27 protein-coding genes and 1 pseudogene are annotated in these 23,976 nt (G+C 59.6%); 11 read left to right on the forward strand and 17 right to left on the reverse strand.

The annotated features are described in order from the left end of the window. The first annotated feature begins 143 nt into the window (after positions 1-143). The 6 genes from GH663_RS20025 to GH663_RS20050 all read left to right on the forward strand — a co-directional run bounded on the left by GH663_RS20025 (position 144) and on the right by GH663_RS20050 (position 7,200). On the forward strand, positions 144-1,733 hold the full coding sequence (locus GH663_RS20025) for an SAVED domain-containing protein (protein ID WP_153133356.1): 1,590 nt from the start codon (positions 144-146) through the stop codon (positions 1,731-1,733). A gap of 9 nt (positions 1,734-1,742) precedes the next feature. Beyond that, positions 1,743-3,002: a nucleotidyltransferase domain-containing protein gene (locus tag GH663_RS20030; RefSeq protein WP_153133357.1), complete on the forward strand. Its 1,260-nt coding sequence runs from the start codon at positions 1,743-1,745 to the stop codon at positions 3,000-3,002. Between the two features lie 15 nt (positions 3,003-3,017). Further along, positions 3,018-4,688: a ThiF family adenylyltransferase gene (locus GH663_RS21300; protein ID WP_246181660.1), complete on the forward strand. Its 1,671-nt coding sequence runs from the start codon at positions 3,018-3,020 to the stop codon at positions 4,686-4,688. After that, on the forward strand, positions 4,681-5,166 hold the full coding sequence (locus GH663_RS21485) for a Mov34/MPN/PAD-1 family protein (protein ID WP_170291467.1): 486 nt from the start codon (positions 4,681-4,683) through the stop codon (positions 5,164-5,166). Before GH663_RS21300 ends, GH663_RS21485 begins: the two co-directional genes overlap by 8 nt. Positions 5,167-5,414: 248 nt before the next feature. Continuing rightward, entirely contained in the window at positions 5,415-6,317 is a 903-nt protein-coding gene (locus GH663_RS20045; RefSeq protein WP_153133359.1) for a hypothetical protein, read from the forward strand. Further along, the gene (locus tag GH663_RS20050; protein WP_153133360.1) at positions 6,310-7,200 is read left to right on the forward strand and encodes a nucleotidyl transferase AbiEii/AbiGii toxin family protein; all 891 of its coding nucleotides are present in this window, start codon (positions 6,310-6,312) and stop codon (positions 7,198-7,200) included. Before GH663_RS20045 ends, GH663_RS20050 begins: the two co-directional genes overlap by 8 nt. A gap of 100 nt (positions 7,201-7,300) precedes the next feature. On the opposite strand, the gene GH663_RS20055 is transcribed toward GH663_RS20050, so the two are convergent. Together GH663_RS20055 and GH663_RS20060 are read right to left on the reverse strand one after the other, a co-directional pair. Next, complete coding sequence (locus GH663_RS20055) at positions 7,301-7,546, reverse strand: hypothetical protein (protein ID WP_153133361.1); 246 nt, start codon at positions 7,544-7,546, stop codon at positions 7,301-7,303. Between the two features lie 218 nt (positions 7,547-7,764). After that, positions 7,765-7,986 (reverse strand): hypothetical protein, encoded by a 222-nt coding sequence (locus GH663_RS20060; RefSeq protein WP_153133362.1) that lies wholly within the window; start codon positions 7,984-7,986, stop codon positions 7,765-7,767. Between GH663_RS20060 and GH663_RS20065 the strand changes: the two genes are divergently transcribed. Further along, complete coding sequence (locus GH663_RS20065) at positions 7,985-8,302, forward strand: integration host factor subunit alpha (RefSeq protein ID WP_153133363.1); 318 nt, start codon at positions 7,985-7,987, stop codon at positions 8,300-8,302. The two genes, GH663_RS20060 and GH663_RS20065, sit on opposite strands and share 2 nt — an antisense overlap. 70 nt (positions 8,303-8,372) lie before the next feature. On the opposite strand, the gene GH663_RS21520 is transcribed toward GH663_RS20065, so the two are convergent. Next, entirely contained in the window at positions 8,373-8,474 is a 102-nt protein-coding gene (locus tag GH663_RS21520; RefSeq protein ID WP_500683397.1) for a hypothetical protein, read from the reverse strand. A 350-nt stretch (positions 8,475-8,824) separates the two neighbouring features. Beyond that, complete coding sequence (locus GH663_RS20070; protein ID WP_153133364.1) at positions 8,825-10,267, reverse strand: choice-of-anchor I family protein; 1,443 nt, start codon at positions 10,265-10,267, stop codon at positions 8,825-8,827. Positions 10,268-10,503: 236 nt separating this feature from the next. Between GH663_RS20070 and GH663_RS20075 the strand changes: the two genes are divergently transcribed. Both GH663_RS20075 and GH663_RS20080 read left to right on the forward strand, forming a co-directional pair. Then, a complete protein-coding gene (locus tag GH663_RS20075) occupies positions 10,504-12,051 on the forward strand; it encodes an alkaline phosphatase family protein (RefSeq protein WP_153133365.1) in 1,548 nt (515 codons plus the stop codon). Positions 12,052-12,142: 91 nt separating this feature from the next. Continuing rightward, positions 12,143-12,856 (forward strand): hypothetical protein, encoded by a 714-nt coding sequence (locus tag GH663_RS20080; protein ID WP_153133366.1) that lies wholly within the window; start codon positions 12,143-12,145, stop codon positions 12,854-12,856. Positions 12,857-12,946: 90 nt separating this feature from the next. On the opposite strand, the gene GH663_RS20085 is transcribed toward GH663_RS20080, so the two are convergent. The 8 genes from GH663_RS20085 to gspG form a co-directional block, all read right to left on the reverse strand. Beyond that, on the reverse strand, positions 12,947-13,513 hold the full coding sequence (locus tag GH663_RS20085) for a phasin family protein (RefSeq protein WP_153133367.1): 567 nt from the start codon (positions 13,511-13,513) through the stop codon (positions 12,947-12,949). Between the two features lie 82 nt (positions 13,514-13,595). After that, positions 13,596-14,093 (reverse strand): hypothetical protein, encoded by a 498-nt coding sequence (locus GH663_RS20090; RefSeq protein ID WP_153133368.1) that lies wholly within the window; start codon positions 14,091-14,093, stop codon positions 13,596-13,598. Further along, positions 14,090-14,638 (reverse strand): hypothetical protein, encoded by a 549-nt coding sequence (locus tag GH663_RS20095; RefSeq protein WP_153133369.1) that lies wholly within the window; start codon positions 14,636-14,638, stop codon positions 14,090-14,092. The genes GH663_RS20090 and GH663_RS20095 overlap by 4 nt, the downstream gene beginning before the upstream one ends. Next, positions 14,635-15,159 carry a hypothetical protein gene (locus tag GH663_RS20100; protein ID WP_153133370.1) on the reverse strand — a complete coding sequence of 175 codons (525 nt, stop codon included), beginning with the start codon at positions 15,157-15,159 and terminating at the stop codon, positions 14,635-14,637. Before GH663_RS20100 ends, GH663_RS20095 begins: the two co-directional genes overlap by 4 nt. Continuing rightward, the gene (locus tag GH663_RS20105; RefSeq protein WP_153133371.1) at positions 15,152-15,910 is read right to left on the reverse strand and encodes a hypothetical protein; all 759 of its coding nucleotides are present in this window, start codon (positions 15,908-15,910) and stop codon (positions 15,152-15,154) included. The genes GH663_RS20100 and GH663_RS20105 overlap by 8 nt, the downstream gene beginning before the upstream one ends. Then, positions 15,891-17,579, reverse strand: coding sequence for a GspE/PulE family protein (locus GH663_RS20110; RefSeq protein WP_153133372.1), 1,689 nt, complete (start codon positions 17,577-17,579; stop codon positions 15,891-15,893). The genes GH663_RS20105 and GH663_RS20110 overlap by 20 nt, the downstream gene beginning before the upstream one ends. Then, positions 17,576-18,757 (reverse strand): type II secretion system F family protein, encoded by a 1,182-nt coding sequence (locus tag GH663_RS20115; protein WP_153133373.1) that lies wholly within the window; start codon positions 18,755-18,757, stop codon positions 17,576-17,578. The genes GH663_RS20110 and GH663_RS20115 overlap by 4 nt, the downstream gene beginning before the upstream one ends. A gap of 11 nt (positions 18,758-18,768) precedes the next feature. After that, on the reverse strand, positions 18,769-19,203 hold the full coding sequence (gene gspG, locus GH663_RS20120) for a type II secretion system major pseudopilin GspG (protein WP_153133374.1): 435 nt from the start codon (positions 19,201-19,203) through the stop codon (positions 18,769-18,771). Between the two features lie 113 nt (positions 19,204-19,316). On the opposite strand from gspG, the gene GH663_RS20125 reads away from it, so the two are divergent. Then, positions 19,317-19,940 carry a lytic transglycosylase domain-containing protein gene (locus GH663_RS20125; RefSeq protein ID WP_153133375.1) on the forward strand — a complete coding sequence of 208 codons (624 nt, stop codon included), beginning with the start codon at positions 19,317-19,319 and terminating at the stop codon, positions 19,938-19,940. On the opposite strand, the gene GH663_RS20130 is transcribed toward GH663_RS20125, so the two are convergent. Genes GH663_RS20130 through GH663_RS20145 form a run of 4 tightly spaced genes read right to left on the reverse strand, consistent with a single transcriptional unit; the run spans position 19,915 to position 23,172 of the window. Further along, positions 19,915-20,406, reverse strand: coding sequence for a type II secretion system protein (locus tag GH663_RS20130; protein WP_153133376.1), 492 nt, complete (start codon positions 20,404-20,406; stop codon positions 19,915-19,917). The genes GH663_RS20125 and GH663_RS20130 overlap by 26 nt on opposite strands. A 53-nt stretch (positions 20,407-20,459) precedes the next feature. Further along, positions 20,460-20,834: a type II secretion system protein gene (locus GH663_RS20135; RefSeq protein ID WP_153133377.1), complete on the reverse strand. Its 375-nt coding sequence runs from the start codon at positions 20,832-20,834 to the stop codon at positions 20,460-20,462. A 2-nt stretch (positions 20,835-20,836) separates the two neighbouring features. Further along, positions 20,837-21,316, reverse strand: coding sequence for a type II secretion system protein (locus GH663_RS20140; RefSeq protein ID WP_153133378.1), 480 nt, complete (start codon positions 21,314-21,316; stop codon positions 20,837-20,839). Beyond that, positions 21,316-23,172 (reverse strand): secretin GspD/PilQ domain-containing protein, encoded by a 1,857-nt coding sequence (locus GH663_RS20145; protein WP_246181661.1) that lies wholly within the window; start codon positions 23,170-23,172, stop codon positions 21,316-21,318. Before GH663_RS20145 ends, GH663_RS20140 begins: the two co-directional genes overlap by 1 nt. A gap of 133 nt (positions 23,173-23,305) precedes the next feature. Between GH663_RS20145 and GH663_RS20150 the strand changes: the two are divergent. Then, positions 23,306-23,734: pseudogene (locus GH663_RS20150) on the forward strand (integrase core domain-containing protein); the annotation flags it as partial. On the opposite strand, the gene GH663_RS21305 reads toward GH663_RS20150, so the two are convergent. Then, a partial coding sequence (locus GH663_RS21305; protein ID WP_246181662.1) for an HD domain-containing protein occupies positions 23,617-23,976 on the reverse strand: 360 nt, incomplete at its 5' end. The pseudogene GH663_RS20150 and the gene GH663_RS21305 sit on opposite strands and share 118 nt — an antisense overlap.

Genomic DNA, 23,976 nt, shown 5'->3' on the forward strand with positions numbered 1-23,976 from the left:
TATGCTGATAGGATTGCTTGCCGATAAGACTCAATACTTAAACTGTGATTCCATTCCCCAACAGCGGGAACCACGATCTCTGCAGTTCTTCATCAATAATTTTGGACTCTATCCGACCCCCTCTGTTCGCTTACAGATTGTCAATGTCAGCCTTCCTGCTCCCCATACCAAATAGCACACGAATTGAAAATCAAACGCTGGACGATGCCGAACTAAATACTTGGCTCGCGATGCGCCTTCAAGATCATCGTACTGTTGCATATGCTCATGCCCATCACCGTTGTCTGGTCTTTGAAGTCGGGACAACAGATGCCTCAGTCCATCCCGCAAACCCTGGAAAAAGCTCGGTTGTACAGCTAAAGCGGATTGCCAGAGCCGGAAGACTGAAACGAATCGAACGATCTATCGAGTCTCTGGAAAGCAACGAATCCCCAGACGCCACTTGGCCGCTGCTCAATGCCACCGTTGAGGACGTCGCCGCCTGGTACAGGCAACGTGAAACGTTATTTGGACAAGGGCGGGGGCAGGCGATCTCTGTACCCACGGCCAATCAGGTCTGGCATGCAGCAGGGGGTCGTTGTATGTATCGAGGGTGTGGCAAGGATGTCGGACGCACTTCCCTGACAACGCAATCGGCCCGCGCAGCCTATCTCGCACACATCGTCGCATCCGATCCGGACGGTCCTCGGGGCAACGGTGATTCTCATGCCCTTTCGAATGATCCGGAAAACATCATGCTGATGTGTGACGAACACCATCGGCTGATCGATCGGATTGCAGAAAGCGAGCACCCGACGCATGTCTTGCTTGAAATGCGTACGGAACATGAGCAGCGCGTGAATCAACTGCTAGCAGGCCTTTCTTACCCACGAACTCAGTTGATAACCTTGCTCGCCAACTTGGCGAACGTACCTACCAATATCGCGACTAGCGAACTTCAAGGCAGCGTGCTCAGCCGCCGACTGGGGCCTTTACCGAATGTCTTGCATGCAATCCGTCGCCTACAGCGGGACGATCGAGCCCGCCCTAACTTCTGGTACCACCTGTTGCACGAACATGAGACCGATATTCTCGACCTCATGCTTAAAACCGGCAATCGGCCATCTACGATCCCGCAGGGGGAACCAGAGGTTCTGGCGATTTTTCCGCTGCATCTGGTTCCCGTTCTGGTACTTGCCGGTCGTATCCTGGGTGAGGCGCGGCCGATTGAGGTTTTTCAATACGACCGCGATCTCAAGTGCTGGCGCTGGAATCCAACGGCAAGGCCATCCCCGGTGGGAACGATTCGGTTGGAAAATACTTCCTCCGGCCCAGCTGACACGGTACTGCTCTCTCTGGAGTTGACTGCACAGATTGATCCACGCACTTTACCCAGCGCACTGGCTGCGGAGGTTGCAGAAAGTCGCATACCCTGGATTCGGATAACACATGCATCTCCGGGGCCGCAATGCATTCGCCACCCGGATGATCTGGCCCAGTTCACGGAATGCGCTCGGCAGGCAGTACGCTTGATCCACGACACGATTCGGCCGCAACGCGTTCATCTGATCGGCGTTTCACCGGCAAGCTCACTTTTCCGGTTCGGCCAGTTGTTGCAGCCGGGACATCACCCGGTTTATCAACTCTATGATCGGCCGGACGGGGCATCGACATTCCTGCCGGCCTTTAAGATTGAAGGGCAGCAAGTCAGTACGACCGGCGAAGACCCTGCCAAAACCATTCCCTTACGCTAAGGATTTTTCATGGCTATGACCAAATATGGTGCTCAGGTTGCGATTGCTCAAGCGAATCGGCAAAAACGTGTGCTGCGAGAGACGTTGGCAGTGCTGTCCGCCGACAGCGCCCTTGATACACAATCTTCCCTCGGCCTCGTGGTGCGCGAACTGGATGCAGTCAATCGACACATCACGGTAGATTCTGTCGAAATTGAAGGGGCCTCGGATGATTACCATAAGCTCGCCGACCACCTCGTCGAACAACTACACTGGCCAAGGGACGCCATTCAGGTCCATCCGCAAGGATCTGCTAGTACCCGCACCCTAATTCGTGCTCCGGATCGCTCAAAATTCGATATCGATGCAGTCTGCCAAGTTGATATTTCCCGCATCGAGGCACGTGACCCGATGCGCTTTTTCGAACAAATTGGTGAAGCTCTTGGGGATTGGGATGCTTGCGCCAAGAAACGTTGCTGGCGGATCGAGTTCGCGAATCGAAGCTACTACATTGAATTCACGCCTTCGGTGCCTCTCGATAAAATTCCGGCTCAGATCGCGAGCCATATCCGCTACCGGACTACCGATCGTTACCGCGAAAGTGCTCTGGCTGTTGTCGATACGCCATCCAAGCAATGGAAGACATCTAACCCCGCCGGCTTCACGCAGTGGGTCGCCGACCAGGCTAAACGACCGCTTCTCGTCTCTGTTCTTCTGGAAAAGCGTGCTGTCCTGGCATCCGACAGCATTATCCCAGTTCCAGAGCAGGAAGTGCCCCTGAGCGATACGCTCCGCGTGGCTATCCGCCTTCTCAAACGGCATCGGGACATGGCAGCTCGCAAGGGCCTGATTGACGGTGACCTGAAACCGATCTCTGTGATCATTGTCACCCTGCTCACCCAATGCTATGAAGGCCTCGCTGATAATGGAAGTCGCTATGCGCATCCAATCAAATTGCTGGCCGACCTCGCCGAATTGATGCCGGGAATGATCGAGATTCGTCAAGATGGCTATTGGATCGCCAACCCCACCGTCGAAGGGGAAAACTTCGCTGAACGCTGGAACGAAAATCCTGAGCGTAAGGCGACCTTTGATGCGTGGTGCGAGCTGTTAATTGACGATCTGAAGGAGATTCTCAACGAAACCGATGAGCGCCTTTTGACCGATAAAATCCGCGCCACCTTCGGAACTACCGGCGCTTCTACTTCGGGCACCAATTCTGGTCTCGGCCTGGCAGTGCAAGCACCGAAACGGGTCTATACCCCACCGGCCACTAAGGGACTTGCCTAGCACAAGGTCTTCGTATTGACAGCTTCTCTCGACAACTACCTTGCCACGCACCCGGCATTGCAGCCGGAAATCGCTGGCGGGCAGTACGGGGCGCGACGCTTTCCTTTAGTTCTGCCTTGCTTGCATAAGGATCGTTCGTTTAACGCGGCCTGGTTAGTACTTCCGCCTGAATTTCCGGTAACAGCGAACGCGCGTATCCAGTTCTCTCCGGACGCCATTCTCAGGATTCCTCATGTCGAATTTGATGGCAGGCTTTGCATCGAAGGAGACCCTGGGCCATTGAGTGGCGCGGAGGCCGCGGATCGAATCGAAGAATTGCTGCAGGCGTTTGACGAAAAATTCCTGCGCCCCTGGTGTACTGGGTTGCTGGACGGAGATTTTGCGAAGGAAGCACTGAATTACTGGTCTATCCAGTGCAAGCGTCATCGCTCCCCCAACGATGCGGTTAAATTCCTCTATACGCTGGATGAGCGCCAGTCCCATCCCCGTATTTACGATGCGCAGCATCTTTCTATCCGTCGTGTAGTGATCGCGGGGGTGAATGCGGCACTGACGCAACGGACGGTTACGGCGCTTCGTCAGGAGAAAGAGCAAGTAACGCGAGTCCTTGTCGCCGACATTCCCATTTCCCATGCGCTGACACCCCACACCTGGCCACAAACGCAACGACAGTTGGAGCGTCTACTTCAGTCACGCTTCGGTCGGCAACATGCCCTACAGTTTCTCTCCGCCACAGGCAGACGCGGCCGGAAGATGCATCGCATTGTATTGCTCCGTGCCCCAACCTGCAGTTTTGGCTTTCTACTCACCGGAGGCCCGCCCACCGTGGTACGCAGAGGAATTACGGTAAGAGCCTACCCGACGCAACGTATGGTGCCGTTGCCGGTTGAACGGATGGACCCTGCCTGGATTTGTGGACGTGACCAACATCCGGAGATCACTCTACGCCAGCGCAAGCGCGTGCTGATTTTAGGTGCCGGAGCCCTGGGCAGTCCGCTGGCAGAGCAGCTGACGAAGGCTGGAGTTGGAGAGCTAACGTTGGTTGATCCCGAGCAATTGGCCACAGCAAACATCGGACGACATGTCTTGGGAGCCAATGCCATTGATTACAGCAAGGCCGGAGCCCTAGGGAGACAGCTGGCTCGCGGTTGGCCTTCCACCGAAATCAAGGTTTTCCCCTATACGGCGCAGACGTGGTTCACAAAAAACCACCTAGACGATATCGATTTGGTCCTCGACCTGACTGGGGAGCCCGCTGTTCGCAGCAGTTGCGAAGCGGCCCGTCGTACTGCATCCTGTCCGCTCCTGGTCGGCTGGATGGAGCCGTATGCGGCAGCGGCCCATGCCTGCCTACTGCCGCTCGGTAGTTCCTGGCTACAGAGCACTATCGATCCGATGCGATCCCTCGAGGCAATCGACTGGCCGGACGCAGTGATTCAGCAGGAACCCGCGTGCAGCAGTACCTTCCAAAGTTACACACCTTCTGCTGCTGCATATGCGGTGGCATTGATTGCAGAAGGCGCGCTCGCGTTACTCGACGACAAAATCAATGTGCCAGTCATCCGCAGCTGGGTGCGTGGCCGTAAATTCCTGGATGACCACTACGTCAACCTTGCATACCGGCCGTGGGCCGAGAAAGCAGCACCTTTTGATGGGGTTTCTCTGCAGCGAGCATGGCATGGATGAGCGGCGATTCATATTGCCGGATAGCCGAGGAGAGATTCTGCTGGAGGCCACTGTGCTTGAACATATCTATCGCTACGCGCAGTGCGGACCTTGGCAGCGGGAGGCTGGCGGACAGTTGTTCAGCCCTACCCCCGAGCAGGCTACGGTTAGAATCTCTCTGGGAACCGGTCCTTACAAGGAAGATCGGAGTACACGCTGCGGTTTTGTACCCAACCTCCGCACGGCCACCCAGGACCGCCACACCCAATTTGCTCTGGGGCGACATGCTGTTGGCCTGTGGCACACCCATCCAGAAGCTTGCCCCATGCCTTCCGAGCAAGACCGAGAGACTGCACAAGCGTATCTCAAGGCCTTCGATGGAGCCATGGAAGGGTTCATTCTGCTCATTCTGGGAAATCGAGGAAATCCTCTGAACATGACACTCTGGATGGCTAGTATCAGGCTGGGACATTCCTGGGTTCAGCTTACCGAGGCATAACGTCCGACATTCAAGGCTCGGTGAATGATCGAGCCCAAATGATTTCCTATTGCGGATTTGGCGTGAGGATTGGATGCCACCGTAGATCGCTCATGAGCCACGGCCTCATATGCTGGCAGTACAATGCGTCCTTAGGACGCATTGTACTGCCAGCAGCAAACGAAATGCAAGATGGCGATTTCAATATTTATTGACTAGCTTATGAATTATAGATTACGATGCGTCCTAAGGACGCATCGTAATCTATAATGAAAATTTCAATATTATCAGAATCCGACATCGGCAAACTTATTGAAGCGCTTGCCGCGACTGGGCTGCCTGTCATTTCTGAGTACGAACTCGGCAAGGTCCTCTTTCTCAAGTTATCTGCGCACGCTGAAAAGCGTAGCGACCTTCTCGATCCTGTTATTGATCATTTGAAAAGACTGAGAATATTTGTTCCGCTTTCTCTGGGTGGAACGGCTACCGCCTATCAACTCATTGGACACTCAACTGCATCAGCTCAGCAAATCGCATGCGCCCTGGATCCATTCGCTTATGTTTCCCATTTGAGCGCGATGGAGTATCACGGTCTTACCGACCGTTTCCCCAAAATTCTATATCTCACGAAACCGCCTGCTGGGGAGTGGAGACGGCAGGCTGAGGAAAAAATGCGGCGCGATCTGGGTGCAAATTACGACGAATACCTGATCAGCCGCTTGCCTAAACTCGTACGCCCCAAGCTTTCGAAGATTGGAGCTATGAGCCTACATTTTCAAGAGCGATCACAACTAGGGGCGTTCAAGCATGTGAGCGGAAGCAACATGCGAGTTGCCACTATCGGGCGGGTATTTCTTGAAATGACTCGCGAGCCGCAGTTGTGCGGCGGGATTCAGCACGTTATCGACATCTTTTCCAATAATGCCAAGCAATATCTTCGTCTGATCACAGATGAATATGAACGACACGGCAAGGCTATTGACAAGGTACGAGCTGGCTATCTACTGACGGAAGTTTGTGGTGTTAAGGACTTGGTTGTAGAAAGCTGGACTAGATTTGCACAGAGGGGGGGATCTCGAAAGCTGGATCCCGAAGTGGAATACGCTCCCGAATATTCTGAACGCTGGAAGCTTTCGATCAACGTTCCTTCGTTAGCAGGCTACGATGAATGATCTGATACAGGAATTGAGCTTGGAGCAATGGGTCGCCACATCCCCGGACGAGCAGCGTGGGTTTCGCGAGGCGGTGCACATTATTCTAACGGCGATTGGCACGTCGTCCGATTTGAGTTCCAGAATGGTCATGAAGGGTGGGTTACTCATGGCTATTCGATATGACAGTACTCGCTTTACCCGGGACATCGATTTTTCAACCCTAGAAAAACATCGCCAAGCTGATGAGGATTCATTGCTGCAAGAGCTTGATGCGCAACTTGTCTGGGCAAATGACCACCTGGCTTATGACACCATGTGTTTACGCCAGAATGCAAAGCTCAATCCCAAGTCGCCCAATCCTAGCTTCCCTACTTTGCAGATCAGCATCGGGTATGCTCCACGAAGCAATGCATCCCATCTCAGGAGACTGCAGGCAAAGCAGTCGAGCACGAAGGTCCAGATCGACTACAGCTTCGACGAAGCTGTATTAGATGTCGAAATTCTGGCTCTTGAGGACGGCGAGCAATTGAAGGCCTACAGTCTCACCAACCTTCTGGCCGAGAAATACCGATCACTATTGCAGCAACCGGTACGTAACCGAACACGTCGTCAGGATGTCTTCGACATCCACATGCTGCTAACTCGCTGCGCCAAGCTTAGTGCCCATGAAAAGACACGTCTGCTTAGACAATTGATTGATTCCTGTAAGGCCCGAGAGATAGCTGCCATGCAAACGTCGATGGCCAACTCGCTAGTACGCGAGATGGCTATGGCGGATTATCACAGCCTTGCCAACGAAATAGATGACGAGTTGCCTGACTTTGATTCGGCATACGCGACGATTCAGGCGTTCTACGAAGGCTTACCTTGGGGTACCGGCATTGTCAGTGAGACAAAGTGATTCGGATCAGTATCGGGCCGATAGGTGAAGGCAAACCCGCCATCGCTTATCGGCGTGAGTTGGCCAACCAGGGTGTCGCAAACATAAACATCGAGACGCATCAAATCCCCTTCACTTTGCGCGCGCGGACTCGCTGGGGCTGTTTGACGGTGACTTGTCGAGGCTGGCCACTCACATCGGAGGCTGCCGATCCTGCATTGAGCTCTTGGGCGACATCGTCGAGCGTCCTGTGCTGCGTGCGGTGATGGGTGCTCAGTTCGAGCCCGACCTGTTCCAGTAGTGCCAGGAGCCGAACGCTCCCCAAATCTGTCAGCATGCCGTTTTCGAATTGGGAGATCGTGGTCACACTCGCGCCCGTTTTGGCCGAGACATCCTTTTATGGCTGGCGGCTTTGCAGTCGGGCTTCCCGAAAGGCTTGGCCCAATTCAACGAGATTCATAACTTTTAGTCCGGCGAAAGTTATCCATTTTCCTACCTCTAACTTATCCTATCAACAAAGTTATGGTTGTGCAATGTAAATATCAGTACGCTAAAAGTATCGTTAATATCACCATATTAATTTGTCTAAACTGAAAGTTTGGCGACAAACATGAATCCTCCTCTATACAATGTTGGGTTTCCCATACAACCGTGTTTCCCCTTGCCATACCCATCGTTATCGTTGTCTGGACGCTCGTTCTGACTCAGCGCCAAAACAACAACGATCACCTCAAGTGCCGCTAAGGACGCAGGGTTCTGTGATTGGTCGAGTAAAATCTCGACCATCGTAAGCTGCCGTTTACTCATGACCATCACCAAAGCTGACCTCGCCGAGACTTTGTCTGAAAAAGTTGGCCTCAATCAGCGTGAATCGAAGGAAATGGTCGAGGCGTTCTTCAAGGAAATCTCAGACTGCCTGGAGTGCGGGGAGGAAGTGAAGCTGGCTGGTTTCGGCGTATTCAACATGCGCAACAAGCCTGAGCGCCCGGGTCGCAACCCCAAGACGGGCGAAGAGATCCCGATTACGGCCCGCCGGGTCGTGACCTTTCATGCCAGTGGTTGTCTGAAAGACGCAGTGGGCTCCAGCCCGAATCTGACCCTGCCGGAATCAAAAGCTGCTTAATCGTCGGCATCTTTGAACCCGGCGGAGGTCGTCAGTACGTTCTTCAGCCGCATGAGCTCGCGGAATTTTGTCACGAAGGCCAGTTGCGCCTTCTCGTCGGCAGTGAGTCGACGCTGTTCACGGTCGGGGCGATCATCATGAGTTCGATCGAGGCCTTGTTGAACTTGGTCACGTACTCCTCGTACGGTTCGACCGGGACGAAAAATTAGATCAATCGGTCGAAAAGAGGAAGTTTTACTCCCAATGGCGTGAAGTAAATTGCCCACAGAAACTTCTGAACGACTTGAATTCGAGAACGCAACCTCTTCCTCTTATGCATAACGTTAATTGTCATATTGTTCTACATTCAGTTCGCCCGACTTCCAGATCGGTGACGAATTGACGGCTGCGCATATTTACACACAGTTTGTCAGTCGAGTGCTGCCTATCGGAGACATCGCTGTCTGAGTCAGCCAGAACACTGAATGACGGCAATGGCCGAGGAGCAAAATTTTCCTCGCTCCTCGGCCTGCATTTAATCGTTCAGCGTTTATGGTGATGACCGGGAAGACGATCGATTCGATAAAGCGACGTGGTATTGGATACCTCATTGGCGATGGCCAGATAGAACTCACCACGATAGTGGAACGCGCTCAATCCCTCGGGGGCGACGTCGCCATCGGTAACGATCATGTCAACGTAGGACGCCTTGTGCGGGACAGTGACGTCAAACACGGCAACCGCGCTTTTCGTCGTGCGCTCCAGACCGACAAACGCATAGGTACGGCCACCGATGTCAAGTAATGCGACACCTTCCGGTTCGACGCCCTTGTCGCGGCTGCGACCGTCATCGTAGATGCCGAGTTCGGCAGCCTTCTTGTCCAGAATGTCGCCACTGTCGTAGACCAGTCGGCCCGTTTCATCGCGAATCGAGAAGGAACGGGCGCCAGCCGCATAGAGTTCGCTGGCCGAGGAGTCGGCGTTGGAAACACGAAGTTTGTCGAGCGGGACAACAGCGCCAAAGGTGCTGGCAGCGGAGCGATCCTTGTCGTCTTCGCGGAAATCGCCTTCGTTGGCCATCACCAGATAGGTCTTGCCCTTCCACTCGTAGGCAGCGATGCCATCCGGCATATAGAGGCCCTTGACCTTGTGCGAACCGAAGGAAATCGTGCCTTCATTGAGCGGATCGATCTGATTGCCCGGCAGGCTGAAGTCCTTGGCGCCAAGCCCGATGACCTGGGTGAATTCATTGGTCCTCAGGTCGAGCACCGCCATGCCATTTGCTTCCTGCAGGGTAACGAAAGCCTTGGTGCCATCTTCATTGACAGCGATGTATTCAGGCTCGAAATCCATGCCGGTCGTTGTGCGCAGATTGGCGCCCGAGGTTGCCACGCCCTTGAAGCCAGCCGTCGCAACGACGCTGCGCGAGGCCACGTCAATGATGCTGACACTGCCCGCCGGGTCGTTGCCCGCAGTGCCATAGACATAGGGAATCGTCGTTCCGATGCGGGCACCATAGACGCTCGGCGTCGCTTCGTTCGCGACCAGCAGGCGCGAACCATCCGGGGTAAAGGTCAGCATGTCGGGCAAGGCGCCAACTTCGAGCGTATTGATGCCGGCGCTCGGCAGACGGGTCCTGGTATCGTAGAAGAGCACGACACCCGGGCTGGTACGGCTTGTCGATTCGACGGCGAAGGCAGCCAGGCCGTGCTTGAGGGCGACGCTGTTAACCGAACCGTGGGTGCTCGTATCGATATGTTCGAGCAGCCTGCCGGTCTTGGCATCAAGCACGTCGACGCCGACCACACCTGCAACCCAGAGCGTATTCGTACGCTTGTCGAAGGCGGGGATTTCCGAAACCTGGCCGGCGGTCACGCCATGCTTGTAAGTCCATTGCTTGCTGAAGCTGATATGCGGGTTATCGGCGAGAAGGGTGGTCGGCAGCAGCGCGGTAACCAAGGCCAGAACAAGTGTGCTTTTCTTCATGTGGAGGAGCCCTTGTAGTGATGGAATAGCGGAATGGGTCAGTCAGCGTACGAAACCTGGATGACATGACCATTGCAGAACAATGACCACATCGAGCCGATGACGCTGAAATTTCCGTGACATGCCGGCGCAATATTTCGCGGCTACGATGCTTCTTGCTAAAGCGACCAAGGCAATAAAAACCAGCCCAAGGTTGCAGCACCGACAGCCCCCAATCCCAACAAGGAGTCCCGTCAATGCACAAGCTTACTCGCAAGGCCATCGTTTCGGCCGTTGCCCTCGCCGTCTCCGCCGGCACCCTGCCCGCCTTCGCCGCCGAACCCGTCGTCCAGGGACCTGAATCGGTCCAGGACTGGTACAAGCAGGGGCATCACTTCATCCGCCACAGCGAGCGGATCGTCGACAACCATCGCCACGCCAAGAACGTCATCCTGTTCGTCGGTGACGGCATGGGCGTTTCGACCGTAACCGCCGCCCGCATTCTGGAAGGCCAGTTGAACGGCAAGCCGGGCGAGGAAAACCGCCTGTCCTTCGAAAACTTCCCGAATCTGGCTCTCTCCAAGACCTACTCCTGGGACCAGCAGACTTCCGACTCCGCCCCGACGATGACCGCCATGGTCACCGGCTACAAGGCGCGTGAAGGCATGCTCTCGGTCAACCACCTGACCGCCCGCGGCGAATGCGATGCCGCCAAGATCGCCGCCAACAGCCTGCCGACCATCCTCGAACAGGCCGCTGCCGCCGGCAAGGCGACCGGTGTCGTTTCCACCGCCCGCATCACGCATGCCACCCCTGCTGCCACCTACGCCCACACCGCCGTGCGCGACTGGGAACACAATGGCCAGGTTGCCGCTGCCTGTGCCGGCGTCGCCAAGCCGGTCAAGGACATTGCCCGTCAGTTGATCGAAGTATCGCCGACCGTTGCCAAGAGCCTGAAAGTCGCGCTGGGCGGTGGCCGTGAATATTTCCGCCCGAACACCCAGTTCGATCCGGAAGACACCACCAAGAAGGGCCTGCGGACCGATGGCCGCGACTTGACGGCCGAATGGGTGAGCACCCGTGGCGCCAACGCCAAGTTCGTCTTCGACCAGGCCGGCTTCGATGCCACCACCCCGGCCAATACCAGCCACCTGCTCGGCCTGTTCGAGCGTTCGCACATGGAGTACGAGGCCGACCGTGCCAACGACACCGCCAAGGAGCCGTCGCTGACCGAGATGACCGCCAAGGCCATCGACATGCTCGACAGCAACAAGCGCGGCTTCTTCCTGCACGTCGAGGCTGGCCGTATCGACCACGCCCACCACGCCGGAAATGCCAAGCGCGCCCTGCTCGACACCGTCGAGTTCGCCAAGGCAATCAAGAAGGCCTACGAGATGACCGATCCGCGCGAGACGCTGATCATCGTCACCGCCGACCACAGCCACGTGTTCACCATCGCCGGCTACCCGCATCGCGGCAACGACATCCTCGGCCTGAGCAAGGAAGTGCCGGCCGTCGATGGCAATGCCCCGACGCCGACCAAGGCTGGTGACGGCATGCCTTACACCACGTTGGGTTACCAGAATGGCCCGGGCGCTGCCGGCAATCCGCGCAGCAACGACCTGAGCAGCGTCGATACAACGGCCCTGAACTACCTGCAGCAAGCCGTCGTGCCGATGGGCTCGGAAACCCATGCCGGTGAAGATGTCGCCATCTACGCCACCGGTCCGAAGTCCTATCTGGTCCGCGGCAGCATGGAACAGAACTGGATCTACCACGTGATGAAGGAAGCCTTCGGCTTCTGATCACAACCCCGGGCGGCTGTCAGCCGGCTGCCCGGGGCTTGAAACATGAGCGCCCTGCGGGGCGCTCGCTGCATTTAAAGAGGAAGCTGCGGTGAACCTGAAAAAAACAGTGATTTTGGGCTGCCTGAGCCTTATGGCCAGCGCCCATGCCCACGAAGCGCATCACGAACATCAACCGGCGGTCAGCGCCTCATCCGCCGTCAGCCAGCCGCTCAAGCCGCTGGCCGCCCGCTTCGATCTGAGCAACAACAAGCTGCGTACCGAGTGGTATCTGTGGCGCGATGCCGATGCGGTCGAGACCGCCGACCTGGCCACCGGCCAGAACAATATCTGGGAGCGCCAGGGCAAGGACGATTACAGCTACCGTCGCGTCTTCCACCGCGATCAGCGTGTCGTCGAATACACACCGGGCGAGATTCGCACGCGCAATGCCCAGCCTGACTGGGTCAAGCTGGCTTCAGTCGTTTCGCCCGAATTGCTCGAATCGCTGAAGCGCGGCCCGAGCAAGGTGCAATTCGGCCAGAAGGCCGTGCGCTACAGCGGCACGCTGAATGGCCAGAAGATCGAATTGTGGTGGCTGGAACAGGCCCGCTTGCCGGCCCGCCTGCAGATCGTCGGGCCGCAGCAACGCATGGAACTCAGCCTGAAGGAAATCCACACCGAGGCCCCGGCCGCCTGGCCGCGTGCCACCGATGAACGCATCGCCAGCTACGGCAAGATCGATGCATCCGACTTTGGCGACATGGAAAGCGATCCCTTCGTCGCCCGTGTCATGCAACAAGATGGTCATCACCACGCGCACTGAGACGTCGATTCGGGTTGGCTGACCGCCACCAATGAAAACAGGCCCTGTGGCGATAACGCCCCAGGGCCTGTTGCTTTCCGGTGAACCAAATCAGGCGACCTGGTCGACCGACATCTCCGCCCTGGCCTTGCTGGCTTTGGCAGCCTTGACGGTGCTCTCGGACAAAGCGACCAGCTTTGCCTGGGTCGATTCGGCGGCTTGCTTGACGACATTCTGCACCGAATCCATCGCCTCGCTGGCGGTGCTCAGCGCGCTCTTGACCGCTTCCACGACCGGCTCGGCGCCCTGCGGCACGTTCTTCATCGTTGCTTCGACCGCGGCGACGAACTGCTTTTGCGCGTCAGCCATCTGCGTCTCGATCAGTTCGCCGAACTCGTTGCCCAGACCAACGGCGATTCCGAACAGGCCGTGGTTGTAGGCGGCCGCCTTTTCGGCCAGGTCCTGCAGGGCGTTGTTGTGCAGCTTCGACAACTCCTTGACGTCCTTGCTGCTGAGCAGCGAGTGGGCATGCTCGTGATGGTGCTCCAGGGAGTTCTTCGAGGTTTCCAGATTCAACAGGGCAATCTTCTCGACAGTGACCAGCGCTTTGCTGGTCATCTCGTGCAATGCAGACAGCTGGGCCTTGTGGGCCGCAATCACTTTTTCGGCATTCATCATGCTGGTTCTCCGCTAGGTGGGTTGATCCAGCAAACACCTTAGTCATCCTGCATTACACGGCTATTGCAAGATAACGCCGGGCCTAGAGCATGCCAGTCGGCAAGACCTGTTTTTCCCGAAGCGGCAGATAGATGAAGACAACCTGCCCGGCTGTCACCGTTTCCACCGCGTATATCCCGCCGATCAGATCGCCCGCCTTGATGACCAGATGCCGCCCCTGATGGTTGATGAAAACACGCTGCTCGCTATCCTCATGCAACTGCCCGAGGTACTGGAAAGGCAGTGGCGGTGCCGTGGGCTTGGGAGGCGGAGGTGGAGGCGGCGCGACATACCAGCTCTTGCGCCGGAAGGGATCGATGACAGCCTCTGTTTCCTCGCTGGCCATGCCCTCCGGTTTTGGTGCTTGGGCCAGGGGTTCAAGCGTTGGCGGGTACGCCACCGACGCCACTTCGAGCGGATGATGCTGGGCTGCCGCCTCGATGGCAGGAACGGCCCCTTCTTCGTCCTCAACCAGTAGTGCGGCCGCCACCGTCACGACGAGCAGAGCGCCGAGGATGGCCCAGCGCTGGCGCGGCTTCACAGCACTTCCGCCCGACGGATGAAGATGACCAGGCGCAGTTGTGCCTCAATTTCACCGGCACCAATGCTGTCGCGACGCAGGCTGACATCCTCGATGGCCAGGTTCGGAAACTCGTCCCGCAAGGTCAGCAGGAACTGGCGTATTTCCCGGTAGTCACCGAGCACCGGCAGGCTCACCACATAGCGGTCAAGCAGCTTTTCCTTGCCCGCAACCAGGCGATATTCGCCGGCGCTGAATTGCAAGCCGCCACTTTCGGCCAGATTGAGCAGCCGACCCAGTTCGCCCGGCAGGCGGCTCTCGTCGGGAAAGCGTTGGAGCAGCTGCGGACGCCCTTGCTCCGGGGCGGATTGATGCTCGATCTGCAGGCGCCGGGTGTTGCGCTCAAGCTGAGCCAAACGGCGTTCACCGGCGGCGATGGCGGCTTCCCGCCCGGGCAGCAGAAGCAGATGGGTCGTGGCGGCCAGCAGGACAAGCAGGCTGCCGGCCAGCAGCAGCCAATTCGGATTGACCAGGGCAAAGCGGGCACGGGCCAGGAGCGTATTCAAAGCGGAAGCTTCCATGTTGCGCTAATTTCGAAGACGACGGGGCGCTGCCCGTCTTCGGTCTTGATCTTGTGGGACAACAGCGTGGCCTGGGCCAGCGGTGGACGGCGCAGGGCTTCGACAAAGGCCAGGGTGGCCGGCAGGTTGCGCGCCTCGCCGGTAATCTGCAGCGATTTGCCAGCCGCATTGGGCACGATGGCGAGCAAGGCTACATCTTCCTGGGTGGCCTGGTCGATATGGCGATAGAGCGCTTCCCAGTCAATCGCGATGGCTGCTGCAGCTTGCCGTAGCGCCTTGTCCTGCTCGGCGTTCAGGGCCGGCCCATCAGCTGTCTTGCCATCGCGTGCCAAGCGGTCGGCCCGCCGCTGCGCCTGGCGCAACTGCGCCTCGATTTCTTCTTGCTGCTGGCTAAGACGATGGGCATCGAGCCACGCATCGGCAGCGAGCAAGGCACCAGCCAGCAGCAGGACTAGCGGCAACAATCCGGCGCGGCGCGGCTGAAAGTCCAGGCCCAGGTCACGCATGCGCCGCCCGATTGATCAGCGGCAGGCGACATTCGACCTGCCAGTCGCCCAGCGTCTGCGGCCATTGCTGCTGGCTGAAGACCTGCAGTTTTCTGACCTCAACGGCCGACGACTCGGCCGCCAGCAGGCCCGGCAGTTCATCGCTGGCTGGCCCGGCGGAGCGATGGTTGCGCAGCAGGCAGGGACTCCCCTGCCGGACGCCGAGCAGGGTCAGCCAGCCTTCATCCGGCAGCACGATATAGCCATCGTTCAGGGTCGCCCGACCGGCTGCCAGTTCGGCATTGAGGCGCGGCTGGATACTGCTCAGGCGCAATTTGGCGGCCTGGGCGGCCTGGCGCAAAGCCAGCAGCAATTCTTGCGGCAGCCCTGCCGCCACCCCGTTGCGGCCGAAGACGCCACGGTCGAGCGCGATGTCGAGGCGGTCGGCCGCTTCACTCAGCGTATGACGCAACAAGGCACGCGCCATCGCCAGCCGGGCACCTTGGCCCATGATCGTTTCGCTCCACGGCAACACCGCGTAGCGCACGAACTGGTCGGCAAGCACTACGCGCAGGCTGTTTCCCGGGCGAGCGTGGCTGGCCAGTAGCGCCTGTGCCCCGGCCACCGCCGGCTGCCATGAAGGCTGTTCGGCGCTCGGCAGCGGAACCGGCATCGCGTGCGTTTCGCTCGCCCCGCGCCAGGCCCGGCGCTCAAGCGTCACGCCGGCCGGATGGATGAACAGGGTCAGGTTTTCAAGCCACGAAGGTGACACGGTTCGCCTCCTCCAGGCTGGTCACCCCGGCCCTCACCAGATCCAGCGCCGATTCACGCAGCGAACGGGTGCCGCCGCGCCGGGCCGCTTCCTTCAACTGGCGGATCGGGGCCCGGGCGAGAATCAGTTCGCGGATTTCGTCATCGAGGGCCAGCAATTCGGCGATCGCCCGCCGTCCGCGATAGCCGGTGCCGCGACAGGCCCCGCAGCCAACGGACTTCCTGAACCGCCAGTCCTCCCCGGGCCGGATGTCGATTTCGGCATCGGCCAACTGCCCGGCTTCCGGTGTGCTCGGCACGGCACAGGCCGGGCACAACACGCGGATCAGGCGCTGCGCGACGACACCATTGAGGGCCGAGACCAGGTTGTAGGGATCGACCTGCATGTGCAGAAAGCGGCCGATCACATCGAAAACATTGTTGGCATGCACCGTGGTGAATACCAGGTGGCCGGTCAGTGCCGCCTGTACGGCGATCTGCGCCGTTTCCGGATCGCGGATTTCGCCGACCATGATCTTGTCCGGGTCGTGGCGCAGGATGGAACGCAGACCGCGCGCGAAACTGAGGCCCTTCTTCTCGTTCACCGGTATCTGTAGCACGCCGGACAACTGGTACTCGACCGGATCCTCGATGGTGATGATCTTGTCTTCGCCCCGGTTGATCTCCGACAACGCGGCATAGAGCGTCGTCGTCTTGCCGCTGCCGGTCGGCCCGGTGACCAGCAGCATGCCGTAGGGCTCGGCCGACAGGCGGCGGATACGGTGCATGGTTTCGCCGTCGAAACCCATGACGTCGAGGCGCAGGCCCTCCAGGCGGTCGCTCAGTGCCTGCTTGTCGAGCACGCGCAGCACGGCATCCTCGCCCCAGATACTGGGCATGATCGAGACCCGGATGTCGATCTCGCGCTCCTGCCAATTGACCTTGAAACGGCCGTCCTGCGGCACGCGACGTTCGGCGATGTCGAGTTCGGAGAGCACCTTGATCCGCGAAATCAGCTGTTCGGCGGTATCGCTGCCATCGATGGCGCTGGCAAAATTGAGCACGCCGTCGATGCGGTACTTGATGCTCAACCCACGCTGGCCGGCCTCGACATGAATGTCGCTGGCGCCCGATTTCAGGCCGTCGTGCAGCGTCGACCGCAGCAGGCGGACGATGGTGCTGCCCTCCTCGGCAATGCTCTGCAACGACAGCTTCTCGCCACCGCCTTCACTGGTCGCGACGACGGAAGCACTGGAGAAACCGGCGTCCAGGGTCCGGACCCTCGCCTCTTCGCGGGCCAGGTAGGCGGTGACGACCGAGTTCGGGGCGAGCCGCCAATCGACCCGACAGGCCAGCGGCAGCAGACCTTCCAGCCAGTCGCGCAGGCTGGCGTCAAAGGGGTTGGCGGTCACCGCAAGGCAGCCCTCACCGACCTCGAGGAGCAACACCTGGCGTCGCACGTAGTCGGCAAACGAGGCCAGTGAGAGCGCCAGCGCCTGCTCCGGCAAGTCGCCCAGGCGCACGGCCTGGATGCCAAAGGCGGCGGCGGCCAAATCGGCCGCTGTGCTTTCGTCCATACCATGGTCGGCCTGCAGCCCGCCAAGCACGGCCGGCAATCCTCCGCCCGCTGCCAGTTGCCGGGCCGTGGCGAGCAAGGCATCACGCCGTATCAGGTCGTTGGGCGAATTCATTGGAAATTCCCGGCCAGTTCGAAGATCGGCATGTAGAGCAGCAACACGATGCCGCCAATGACGGCGCCTATGCCAGTCATCAGCAGCGGCTCGAACAGGCGACTGAAGGTATCGACCAGACGACCGATCTCCTCGTCGTAGAAAGCCGCAATCGACTCCAGCATGCTGCCCAGTTGGCCGCTTTTTTCACCGACGGCGATCATCCGCCGGGCGATCGGCGTACTCAAGCCACCGCGTTGCGCCGCATCGGAAAACGCCAGGCCCTGCTCGATATCGCCGACTGTCTGCGTCAGCCCGGCGCGCAGCGCCCCGGGCAGGATGTCGCCGACCATCAACAGACTGGAGCGTAGCGGTATGCCGGCCCGCAACAGCATGCCGACCGTGCGGTAGAAACGGGCCAGGTAAACGATGCGCAGGCGTTCGCCGATGGCGGGCAAACGCCACAGCAAGCGCCCAAATCCGGCGCGAACGGCGGGCAGCGACAGCAGGCCGCTCATCGCCCCGGCCGCCAGCGCACAGCCCAGTAGCAGAGCGGCGGCATGCTGATTGACGAAGCCGCCCCAGATGAACAACAGCGCCGACAACCCTTCCGGTTGCCGGCCACTATCGGCAAAGACCAGCGCGAAGCGGGGCACGACAAAGCCGAGCAGGAAAAAGGTAACCAGGCCGCCGACGATCAGCAGCAGGATGGGATAGATCGCCGCGCCGAGCAGTTTCTTTTTCAGTTCGCGCAACTTTTCATCGAAGGCGATGTAGCGGCGCAAGGCCTCCGGCATGTCCCCCGTCCGTTCGCTGGCCTTGACGGTAGCGATGTAGAGTTCCGGGAAAATCGCTGGATAGTGCTGCAGCGCCTGCGAGAGCGACAAACCCTGGCGCAGCGAAGCGAGCAGGCCGTTCAGCACCTCGCCGAAGGTGCCGCCATGATCCTGTTCGGCCAGCGTTTCCAGCCCCTCGACGACATTCAGCCCGGCCTCAAGCAGGGAGAGCAACTGCCTGGTGAACATCGGCAACTGGAATTTTCCGGCGCGCTGGCCGGCGATCCGGCCAACCGCCACGGAAGAAACGATCACCGCTCCTTGCAGCGCCGGCGCCTGTGGCAAGGCTGCCGCACTGTCGGCCGCCACGCGCAGGCGGCTGAGCTTTTGCCCGGGCAGGACGGCGACCACATCGAATTCCATTCGGCCGCTGCTCACCAGTTGCCGATATCGGCAGCCTCGCCTTCGCCGCCGGGCTTGCCGTCCTTGCCCAGGGAAAAAAGGTCGAACTCGCCGTGCTCGCCGGGCTGCGCATACTGATAGGCGCCGCCCCACGGATCGGCCGGCACTTCCTTGCGCAGATAGGGGCCTTTCCAGCGGCTTTCGCTGGCCGGACGCTTGTTCAAGGCCGCCAGCCCCTGTTCACCGTTTGGATAGCGCCCGACATCGAGACGGTAGTGATCGAGGGCCTTTTCCAGCGCATCGATCTGGGCACGCGCCGCCTTCACTTCGGACTTGCCGATCTGGGCGAAATACTTCGGTCCGACATAGCCGGCCAGCAAGCCGATGATGACCATCACGACGAGCAGTTCGAGTAGCGTGAAACCACGCTGGATAGCAGGAAGTTGCGAACGGAAGGAAAACGCCACGGGTTGTGCTGGAGCATGGACAAGACAAGCGATGCTATGGCGGCCACGTTACAGGGAAGTGACAAAGGCATGTTCAAGAAGCTGTAACACAGCGGCATTAATCTGGCCTTTCCATGCCCACGCCCCATCAGATTCTCCTGCTGCTGTCCCTGCTCGCCCCGCTGTCGGCAACCGCCAACGGAAGCATCTACGGCTACCTGGGCGACGATGGCGTCGAGCGCTTCAGCAACGTACCGGATGATCCGCGCTATCGGCTGTTGCTACGGGATCGTCTGGCCCCGGCGACGGCTGCCCTGCGCGTCCCGCGCGGCGTCTTCGCCCTGCCCTTCGCGCAGCGCCCCTTTCATCAGGAGATCCATGCCGCCAGCCGCAGCAGCGGGGTCGATGCGGCCTTGCTGCATGCCGTCATTTCAGTCGAGTCCGGCTACCGGGAACGCATCGTTTCGCCTAAGGGGGCAACCGGCCTGATGCAGTTGATGCCGGCCACCGCCCGCCGCTACGGCCTGGCCCGGCCCGACGATCCGGCGGGCAACATCCGGGCCGGCGCCCACTACCTGCGTGACCTGCTGGCCATGTTCGACAACAATGTAGAGTTGGCGCTGGCCGCCTACAACGCTGGCGAAAATGCAGTCCTGCGCCACGGTCGCCGGATCCCGCCCTACGGCGAGACACAGCGCTACGTACCGCTCGTGCTCGCCCACTACGACAGGCTCAGCGATCGTTCTCGTCCGCGCTGATCCGGCGCCGGCTGGCCCCGCCCTTGTGCACGAACTGCCAGTCGGCATAGCGGCTGGCGCCCGCAAAATCCGCCTGCCCGGCGGGGAAATCGCCGATCTTGATCGGTGCCTGCAGCGAACGGCTGGCAATACCGACGATACGCCCCTGGCGACTGATCAACTGCCATTGCCCGTCGGAACTCAGCGGGTCGCTGTACAGCCGGCGCAAATGGCGCACCGGCATCGGAAAACGCGGATCGAGGACAAGATCGGCCAAGCGGGCCGGATACTGCGGGTCAGCGGGTGAATTGTCGTAATAGCTGGCGATGGCGCGCCGGTATTCCTCACCGATGAACAGCAATTCCTTCTCCTTGTCGCGCCGGCTTTCCATCTGCCACAAGGCGCCGGTCCCGGCCAGCGCGATGCTGCCGAGGGCAACGGCAAAGAGCAAGCCAAGGTAGGTGACGCCGATTTCATTTTTAGCCATTTTTTGGCGTTCACCCCGGGGCCAGCCCTTGCTTCTATGGTCGTAGCAATCAGCTACCACGTCCGGTACTCGCTGCCATCGCTGCCCTGCCCTTCTGCCCCGCTCTGCACGTCCCAGACCTTACGCTGTCCCGGTTCATCGGGCGGGCTGACGAGCACCCAGCTATCGCTGCGCTCGGTGATCGGGTCCGGCGGCACCCGCCGCAGGTAGCGCCGATTGACCAGATCATCGAGTGTTTCCGGATAGTGGCCGGTATCGGCGCGAAACTTGTCGATGGCGTCGCGCATCACGGCCAGCGACTGGCGCAGGGTCGCCTCCCTGGCCCGGTCGAGGTGCTGGAAATAGCGCGGCACGGCGATGGTCAGCAGGGTGGCGATCACCGCCATCACCACGAGCAGTTCGATCAAGGTGAAACCCCGCCGGCGCATGCTCACCATTCCCGGTAAGGCACGCCGTTGGCGCCGCGCACTTCGGACAAGGAATAGACATCGAAGACGTCCGCCCCTTCGCGCGGCGCTTCGGGCGGGCTGGCGTAACTGCGCTTGCCCCAGGTCTGGGCGGCACTCAGGCCGGCTTCCCGATTGAACGGATCGCGCGGCAGGCGACGCAGGAAGTAGAGTTTTCCCTTGCCGGGATCCTGGCGGTTGTCGACGCCCTGGTACAAGTCCTCCAGCCGGGCCGGATAGCCGCTTTCATCGGCTTTCCGGGCGATTTTTCCATCGTCGGCCGCCTGCCGATAGGCGTCGATGGCGCCGCGAATCTCGCGCAGCGCCGCGCGCAACTCGCTCTCCTGCTGACGCCGCACCGTTGTTTCCAGTAAGGGCGTTGCGGCCAGCGCAAGAACACCAACGATGGCCACGGTGACCACCAGTTCGATCAGGCTAAAGCCGCGCCTGGCCTGCGCGCCCATTACTCCCCTTTCGGCACGGCGTTCGGCTGGCCGACCTGCATGGGCGGATCATCGGCTTCCGGCGGTGCTTCGCTGTCGCTGCCATCCGCCTGCGCCTGGGCAAGCGGCGGAGCGGCTCCGCTACTGCTCCGCCCGCTCATGCTCAAGGCGCGACCGCCCTGGCTGCGCACGGTCAACGGCGGCGCCCCGACAGCCGCCTCGGTACCCGAGGCAATGGTCGGCTGAGCATAGTCCGGACGATGGATGTTGCGGACGATGCGCGGCGTGATGAGCAGGATGATTTCGGTCTTGACCGAGGTGTCCTTGTGGCTGCCGAAAGCACGGCCGAGCACCGGGATCTCGCCAAGGCCGGGCAGATGGTTGGTCGCCTTACGCTCCTCATCGCTGATCAGGCCGGCCAGCACCTGGGTTTCGCCATTCTTCAAGCGCAGGCTGGTGCTGGCGCTACGCGTACCGACCTGGTAGGCCAGCGAATTGGAGGGGCCGGTGATTTCCTTGACGACACTGCTCACTTCCAGCCCGACCTTGATCGACACCTCGTCATCGAGCGTCACATTCGGTTCGACATCGAGCTTGAGGCCGACATCGAGATAATTGACCGAGGCCGAGACGCCGACGTTGGCGGTGGCCGTCGTGGTAAACACCGGCAGTTTGTCGCCGATATGGATCTTGGCCTTTTCGCGGTTCTTGACCCGGATGCGCGGGTTGGCCAGCACGTTGGTGTCCGAGTTCTGCCCCTTCAGGTTCAGCGTCAAGGCAGGATTGGCGACAAAGCTGGTCAAGGCGGAGCGATTGCGCAGATTGACATAGCCGCTGGCCAAGGTACCGCCCGGCGTCACCGTCGTCGTATAGCCGGCGGCCGTCGCCGTGGTGGTGGTCAAAGTGTCCTGCAACAAGCCGTAGCCGACCGAATCCGGCCAATCGACGCCGAATTCGTTGAGCCGGCTGCGGCTGACCTCGAGCACCTCGACTTCCAGCATCACTTCCGGCTCGGCCAGGTCGAGCGAGTCGATCAGTCGTTCGATCAGGCGCATGGCTTCCGGCGTGTCCTTGACGATCAGCAGGTTCAGCTTCTCGTCGGCAAACACGTCCTTGCTTTTGGCGACCGTCTTGACCAGCGTCTGCGCCTGCTTGACGTCGGTATTGGCCAGATAGAAATTGCGCACAACCAGCTCCTGATATTCCCTGGCCTTGGCCGGCGTATTCGGGTAGATCAGGAAACTGTTGTCGTTGAGTTGGCGTTTTTCCAACTGGTTGGTGCCGAGAATCAGGCGCAGGATGTCTTCGAGCGGGCTGTTGCGGACGAAAATGGTGACCTTCAGATCGCCCCTGACGTCCTTGTCGAAAACGAAATTCAGCCCGGAAGAACGGGATAGCACCTCGAAGACCGATTTCAGCGAGGCATCGCGGAATTCCAGCGCGACTGGCTTGCTCAATGCCGCCCGCGTCGCGTCCGAGGCAACGCCGCCGGACTCGTCGGCGCGCCGTTGATCGATGGTTGTCTGCAAACGAATTGCCTCGCCATTGCGTGGGCTTTGCGCCCGCACGGTACGCACCAGGCGCTCGGCACCCAACAAGTCGTTCTTGGCCAGCATCTGTTCGGCCTGGGCCAATAACGAGGCATGGCGGCGGTCGACGGCGATTTGTTCAATGCCCTGAAGGGCGCGCGTATTGCGCCCATCGAGTGCCAGTACACGCCGGTAGATCGCGTCGGCCGTATCGAACTGGCCGCGCGCACGCTGCGCATCGGCCTCGGCCAGATGATCGTTGATGGCGGCCGACTTATTGTTGATCAGGGCTGCCTTGATCTCGGCATCTCGCGGCTTTTCGCGAGCGGCCTGTTCAAGGCGTGCCACCCCCTCATCTCGCCGCCCATCACCGATTGCGGCAATACCATCGAGAAACGATTGATTGGCGCAACCAGTGAACAGGAAAAGCGGTATTACAAGGCTAAAAACAGATGGCAAATAAGTAGCGGCTTGAGATCGCATTCGCGTTTCATGGAAGGCACCAAACAGCCGATACTATGAAAGATGGGTTACAGATCTATTACTTGAGAGCGCTGGCAAACCGCAGGTCATTCGCAGCGACAACGGCCCGGAATACATCAGCGGGACTTTCATCGCTTGGGCGGAACACAGAGGCATCCGGCTGGGTCACATCCAGCCCGGTAACCCGCAGCAGAATGCCTATATCGAACGCTACAGCCGGACGGTCCGCTACGACTGGCTCAGCCACTACCTGTTCGAGTCAATCGACGAGGTTCAGGAATATGCAACCCAGTGGATGTGGATCTACAATCACGAGCGCCCCAACATGGCGCTCGGTGGCATTACTCCGAAACAGAAGTCAGCACTTTTAACCCGCTCTACTTCTGACCGTTGCTCAAAAGGGGGGGGATTACCCGAGCGCTTGTGATAGTGATTTTCGGCCATCCCTAAAGCGGCATCCCACAACGCTGGTGCGCCACGTTCGATCGGCTGCCGGCAGCGCGCCTTGATCTGCTCAAGCGTCACCTCACACTCCACCCATGTGCCGCCGTCGGTCGCGGCGTTGTGCAGCATCGGTTGGAAACGGTCGAGGGCCTTCGCAAATTTTGCATCATCGCTTTTTGCAGCCTCGAACTCGAACCATAGTTCGCGGAACTCGGCTGCCTGCGC

Origin of the sequence: Dechloromonas hortensis (assembly GCF_009469765.1) — a bacterium.
Classification (GTDB): domain Bacteria; phylum Pseudomonadota; class Gammaproteobacteria; order Burkholderiales; family Rhodocyclaceae; genus Azonexus; species Azonexus hortensis.

What these genes read in the sequence shown, in the direction of transcription:
- GH663_RS20130 (WP_153133376.1), bottom strand. Translation starts at nt 20,406, where the DNA reads ATGGCTAAAAATGAAATCGGCGTCACCTACCTTGGCTTGCTCTTTGCC.
- GH663_RS20125 (WP_153133375.1), top strand. Translation starts at nt 19,317, where the DNA reads ATGCCCACGCCCCATCAGATTCTCCTGCTGCTGTCCCTGCTCGCCCCG.
- GH663_RS20135 (WP_153133377.1), bottom strand. Translation starts at nt 20,834, where the DNA reads ATGCGCCGGCGGGGTTTCACCTTGATCGAACTGCTCGTGGTGATGGCG.
- GH663_RS21485 (WP_170291467.1), top strand. Translation starts at nt 4,681, where the DNA reads ATGGATGAGCGGCGATTCATATTGCCGGATAGCCGAGGAGAGATTCTG.
- GH663_RS20050 (WP_153133360.1), top strand. Translation starts at nt 6,310, where the DNA reads ATGAATGATCTGATACAGGAATTGAGCTTGGAGCAATGGGTCGCCACA.
- GH663_RS20045 (WP_153133359.1), top strand. Translation starts at nt 5,415, where the DNA reads ATGAAAATTTCAATATTATCAGAATCCGACATCGGCAAACTTATTGAA.
- GH663_RS20100 (WP_153133370.1), bottom strand. Translation starts at nt 15,159, where the DNA reads ATGCGTGACCTGGGCCTGGACTTTCAGCCGCGCCGCGCCGGATTGTTG.
- GH663_RS20030 (WP_153133357.1), top strand. Translation starts at nt 1,743, where the DNA reads ATGGCTATGACCAAATATGGTGCTCAGGTTGCGATTGCTCAAGCGAAT.
- GH663_RS20110 (WP_153133372.1), bottom strand. Translation starts at nt 17,579, where the DNA reads ATGAATTCGCCCAACGACCTGATACGGCGTGATGCCTTGCTCGCCACG.
- GH663_RS20140 (WP_153133378.1), bottom strand. Translation starts at nt 21,316, where the DNA reads ATGGGCGCGCAGGCCAGGCGCGGCTTTAGCCTGATCGAACTGGTGGTC.
- GH663_RS20085 (WP_153133367.1), bottom strand. Translation starts at nt 13,513, where the DNA reads ATGATGAATGCCGAAAAAGTGATTGCGGCCCACAAGGCCCAGCTGTCT.
- GH663_RS20065 (WP_153133363.1), top strand. Translation starts at nt 7,985, where the DNA reads ATGACCATCACCAAAGCTGACCTCGCCGAGACTTTGTCTGAAAAAGTT.
- GH663_RS20115 (WP_153133373.1), bottom strand. Translation starts at nt 18,757, where the DNA reads ATGGAATTCGATGTGGTCGCCGTCCTGCCCGGGCAAAAGCTCAGCCGC.
- GH663_RS20075 (WP_153133365.1), top strand. Translation starts at nt 10,504, where the DNA reads ATGCACAAGCTTACTCGCAAGGCCATCGTTTCGGCCGTTGCCCTCGCC.
- GH663_RS20070 (WP_153133364.1), bottom strand. Translation starts at nt 10,267, where the DNA reads ATGAAGAAAAGCACACTTGTTCTGGCCTTGGTTACCGCGCTGCTGCCG.
- GH663_RS20060 (WP_153133362.1), bottom strand. Translation starts at nt 7,986, where the DNA reads ATGAGTAAACGGCAGCTTACGATGGTCGAGATTTTACTCGACCAATCA.
- GH663_RS20025 (WP_153133356.1), top strand. Translation starts at nt 144, where the DNA reads ATGTCAGCCTTCCTGCTCCCCATACCAAATAGCACACGAATTGAAAAT.